Annotated in this window: 3 protein-coding genes; 2 read left to right on the forward strand and 1 reads right to left on the reverse strand. The window is 57.9% G+C overall.

Annotated features, from left to right (window positions below):
• The first annotated feature begins 534 nt into the window (after positions 1-534).
• Both recJ and Q0Z93_RS09610 read left to right on the forward strand, forming a co-directional pair.
• Positions 535-2,295: a single-stranded-DNA-specific exonuclease RecJ gene (recJ, locus tag Q0Z93_RS09605; protein WP_298064976.1), complete on the forward strand. Its 1,761-nt coding sequence runs from the start codon at positions 535-537 to the stop codon at positions 2,293-2,295.
• A gap of 337 nt (positions 2,296-2,632) precedes the next feature.
• The gene (locus Q0Z93_RS09610; protein ID WP_298064979.1) at positions 2,633-4,630 is read left to right on the forward strand and encodes a glycogen debranching enzyme N-terminal domain-containing protein; all 1,998 of its coding nucleotides are present in this window, start codon (positions 2,633-2,635) and stop codon (positions 4,628-4,630) included.
• Between the two features lie 320 nt (positions 4,631-4,950).
• Here Q0Z93_RS09610 and Q0Z93_RS09615 read toward each other — a convergent pair.
• Positions 4,951-5,172: hypothetical protein (locus Q0Z93_RS09615; RefSeq protein WP_298064981.1), on the reverse strand; the 222-nt coding region annotated here is incomplete at its 5' end.

Here is a 5,172-nt window from a genome sequence, read left to right on the forward strand (position 1 = left end):
GGTCGCCGCCAGCGGAAAGAGCAACGAGCACCGTCGAAGTGGCTCGCGCCGCGCGGGGTGGCGGCGACTCGCGCGACCCAACGGGTCGCGGTTTACTTGGCTTCCAACAGGAAAACGGCCGGAGCCTGCGGGGGCTGGGGTATAGGCGGCCAATAAAACAGCCAACGGCTGCGGTTCGCGTGCCGAGCGGCACCGGGCCGACCGCCTCTTAGAGGCGGAGACTGTGAAACCCGTCGTACGGAACAAAACACAGTTCCTTTTACAGAGAATAGCCGGAGCCAGCGAAGACTTCGGGGTAGAGGCAGCCCGGATCAGGTGCTGCGGGGCACTCCAGCCAAAAGTTTGCTCGGTCAAAAAGCCTCGCAAGCTCCACCCGAAATGGGAGAGGAATTTCCTCGGGCAAATTCCCCGGCTCGCACACCCGGCGGCCCGAAAGGAATAAAACCCGACCCGGCAAAGCAGCCACCCATACGAAACCACAACGGTGCGCCGCACAGAAACAATGAAAAAAAGTAAACAAAAAAATAAAACATCATGCACGCAGGCAAGAAGTGGGTCGTCCGGCCCGCGGGCGATGCGTCGAAAGTGGAAGCACTCTCCACCGCACTCGGCATCGACCCCAGGCTGGCGAACCTCTTGGTTCAGCGCGGCATAGACACAACGGAACAGGCCCGGCAATTCTTCGACCCCAAACTCGACGAACTGCACGACCCCTACCTGATGAAAGACATGATGCTCGCCGTACAGCGGATCGGGCAAGCCATCTCTCAGAAGGAACGCGTGATGGTTTACGGCGACTACGACGTCGACGGGATCACCGCCGTGGCCTTGGTCTACAACTTCCTCACCCGGTGGATGGACGACCTCCTATTCTACATACCCGACCGGTACGCCGAAGGGTACGGAATTTCGGAAAAAGGGATCGACTACGCCGCCGACAACGGAGCGAAACTCATCATCGCCCTCGACTGCGGGATCAAAGCCTGTTCCAAAGTAGCCTACGCCAAGCGCAAAGGAATTGACTTCATCATTTGCGACCACCACCTGCCCGGAGACTCCATCCCGGAAGCCGTGGCCGTACTCGACCCCAAGCGGGAAGACTGCACCTACCCCTTCAAAGACCTCTCCGGATGCGGGGTAGGCTTCAAACTCGTACAAGCCTTCTGCCAATTCAAAGAGCTGCCCTTCGAGACCATCGAACCCCTACTGGACTTGGTCGCCGTCAGTATCGCATCCGATATCGTGCCCATTATCGGCGAGAACCGGATACTGGCACACTATGGCCTCATCCGGCTCAACCGCAAGCCCAACAAAGGGCTGGCCGCGATCATCAAACTCTGCGGCCTCGAACGGCACGCCATCGCCATCGACGACATCGTCTTCAAGATCGGGCCGCGCATCAATGCCGCAGGGCGGATGGAAATCCCCATCGACGAAGACGACCCGCGGGCACAGTCAGGCGGACGAACCGCCGTGCGGCTGCTGACCGCACAGAACGAACAGCGCGCGATGTACTTCGTGCAGCAGATCGACACCTTCAACAAAGATCGGAAAAGCATCGACCGGAACATCACCATCGAAGCACACCAGTTTATCGAACAGTCGCCGGAAATGCTGCGCAAGAAATGCACCGTGATCTACAACCCCAACTGGATGAAAGGCGTGGTGGGGATCGTCGCCTCCAGATTGATCGAGACCTACTACCGGCCGACCGTCGTGCTGACCATGAGCCACGGCTTGGTGACCGGATCGGCGAGGAGTGTGCCGGGATTCGACCTCTATCAGGCCGTCGAATCGTGCGCCGACCTGCTCGAAAACTTCGGCGGGCACACCTATGCCGCCGGACTGACCATGAAACCCGAACGGATCGATGAATTCAGAACGCGGTTCGAGGCATACGTCGAAGCACATATCGAACCCGACATGCTCGTACCGCAGATCGACATCGACGAACCCCTCGCCTTTTCCGAGATCACGCCCGCCTTCCGGCGGACATTGAACGCCTTCCAGCCTTTCGGGCCGGGAAACCCCTCGCCGGTGTTCGTGACGCAAAACGTCAGCGACAACGGCACGGCGCGGCTGGTAGGCGCACGCAGCGAACACCTGAAAATGGAGCTGATACAGGGCCAGCGGCCTTTTACACCGATGTCCGCCATCGCTTTCGGGCAGACCGACCACTTCGACCATATCCGGCGCGGCAGCGCCATCGACGTATGCTACAACGTAGTCGAGAACCACTACCAGGGCAGCGTCACACCCCAGTTGAGGATAAAGGACATCAAACCCTGCCGGTAATTTCAAATCGCACCCCGCCGCCATTCAAAAAAGGAGAACTTTCGCGAAAAAGTTCTCCTTTTTCGCGAATTAATGTAAAAAACGCACTGGGAATCAAAAATAAAATACTATATTTACGGTGAACTATTCACTCTGCATTTCGGTTCTTAACCATCGCACTTAATATGATATACTCCCGTCGCCTGCAACCGTTCGCGGACACACGGCCGCAGACGGCGAAACCGCACAAAGAGACACCCCGGTTCTACAGGCTTGCAGCCCGTTCCGGCCTTGGATTTGCATAGACACACCGCTGAACAAACCACACACTCCCTACCACACGATCAAGAACACAACTATGGCAATATTACAATTCAACAAACAGGCATTAGGCAACCTCGAATACTCGCTCCAGCGCGAAATGCTCAGCACCAACCGGGCGGGGGGGTATATGAACACCACCATCGTCTGCTGCAACACCAGGAAATACCACGGGCTGATGGTCTGCCCGGTGGACGATCTGGGCGGGGAGGATTATGTACTGCTGTCGTCGCTGGACGAGACAGTCATCCAGCATGAACAGGAGTTCAACCTGGCCATACACCGTTTCCCGGGAATTTATGAACCGCGGGGGCATAAGTATATCGTGGACTTCTCGTACACTCCGACGCCGACCATTATATATCGTGTCGGGGGCGTGCTGCTTAAGAAGGAGATGCTGTGGGTGCATACCGCGGAACAGCTGCTGATCCGATACACTTTGCTGGAAGCGAGGTCGGCGACGAAATTGCGGCTCAGACCGTTCCTCGCATTCCGGTCTCGGCACGGGCTGAGCCGGGAAAACCGGGAGGCCGACGGGAAATCTTATGCGATACCGGGCGGGGTCAAGTCGCGGCTTTATCCGAGGTTCCCGTGGCTCAACATGCAGATGAGCAAGAACGCGAAATTCGTGACGGCGCCGGACTGGTACCACGACTTCGAGTACCTCGAGGAAGAACGGAGAGGATACCCGTTCCGGGAAGACCTGTTGACGACGGGATACTTTGAACTCGATATTGCGACGGGCGAAAGCGTCATCTTCTCGGGATCGACGGCAGAGGTCGAACCAGAACGGCTGCCGGCCATTTTCGAGGAAGAGATCGCCCGGCGGACGGTCAAGACGGAATTCTTGCCGGCTTTGTACCATTCGGCGCGGCAGTTCCTTATCATTAAGGAAAACCATACGTCATTGACCGCGGGCTATCCGTGGTACAATGCGCGGAGCAGGGAGACTTTCATGGCTTTGGCAGGGATTACCCTGACGCAGCCGCAGGGGCCGATGGTGGAGCAGTGCGTAGAAATACTGGACTACCATGTCGAAAACCGGCTCCATGACGGGATTTTCGGAACGCACTTCGCCGCGGATACGCAGTTGTGGTTCTTCCATGCCTTGCAACAGCTCGAGCCTTACATCGGGGGGGGCAAGGGGGAAATATGGGCGCGCTATGGGACGGCGATGAAAGAGATTCTCTACGCATATCGCGACGGCGTGGGGAACGACCGGACGGAAAACGAAGCGGACTGGTATGAAGACGAAGAACACCGGTATATCCGGATGGCGGAAAATGCTTTGATCTGGGCGGAGATGCCGGGCCGGGCGCTCACCTGGATGAACACGATGAACGACGGACAGCCGGTGACCCGGCGACCGGGATTTGCGGTGGAGGTCAACGCCTTGTGGTACAATGCGGTATGCTATGCTTTGGAGCTGGCGGGGCTGTGCGGCGACGACGCTTTCGTACAGGAATGGATCGAAATGCCGGAGCGCATCAGGGACAACTTCAAGGCCACGTTCTGGTTGGAGCAGAACCCGCAGCAGCCTTACTTAGCGGACTACGTTTATCGCAACGGAGAAAAGAACACGGACATACGGCCGAACATGCTTTTGGCTTGTTCGCTTCCTTACTCGCCGCTGAACGACTACGAACGGCAGAAGATTTTTACGGTCGTCGAGGCATACCTGCTGACCCCGCGCGGGATTCGGACGCTGAGCCCGAACAGTCCGCTCTACCAGGGGATCTGCCGCGGAAACGAATATTGCCGGAACCAGGCAAGACATCAGGGGACGGTGTTCGCTTGGCTCTTGGAACATTACGTGCGGACGGGATTCGGACTTTACGGGAAAGGATTCTTGATGCAGGCCAGGGAGCTGTTAGGCGGATTCGAGGAAGACCTGCTCAACTACGGGATCGGCTCTGTGCCGGAGGCATACGACGGGGATGCGCCGCACGAGGCTTGCGGAGCGATCTCCTATGCGCCGAGCGTGGCGGCTTTGCTGATGGTGCAGCATATGATCCGGAAAGCGGAGGCTAATTGATTATTCGTTCTTACAGTACGGAACCGTACCTTTTAACTTCGCTTCGCTCGTTTTTCTCCTCGCCGCTCACCTTATTCAGGGTAGAGGCGGCCCGGTTCGAGTGCCGAGCGGCACCTGGCAGCGTCGATTCGGAAAAAAAGGTACCCAAAAGACTTTTGTGAAGCTGCGCTACTCCTTAGGCTCCGCAGTCCTCTTGCATTGCGTTTGCTTTGGGCCGGGGCAATAGACCGCTCTTAATATTGCAGTTCTTTTGAACCGCCGACCTCCGTGGTGCCGCTCGGCACTCGAGCCGCAGCCGTTGGCTGTTTTATTGGCCGCCTCTACCCCAAAGCCCCGCTGGCGCCGGTCAAGCAAGGGTAGTAGCCCAGCAGGAATACTGGAGGCTGACCATTTTGCGTGCCGTAAGGCAGCCGCAGCCTCCCCCCACGGAGGGTGCCGCTCGGCACGCGACTTGGGCTGTAACTACCCTTGATTGGCCGGAGCCAGCGGGGACTGCAAACGAGCGCAGCGAGCATTTTGCAGGCCTCCGCAGCCGGGGGCTC

The organism is uncultured Rikenella sp. (assembly GCF_947628055.1).
Lineage (GTDB): Bacteria > Bacteroidota > Bacteroidia > Bacteroidales > Rikenellaceae > Rikenella.

What these genes read in the sequence shown, in the direction of transcription:
- recJ (WP_298064976.1), top strand. Translation starts at nt 535, where the DNA reads ATGCACGCAGGCAAGAAGTGGGTCGTCCGGCCCGCGGGCGATGCGTCG.
- Q0Z93_RS09610 (WP_298064979.1), top strand. Translation starts at nt 2,633, where the DNA reads ATGGCAATATTACAATTCAACAAACAGGCATTAGGCAACCTCGAATAC.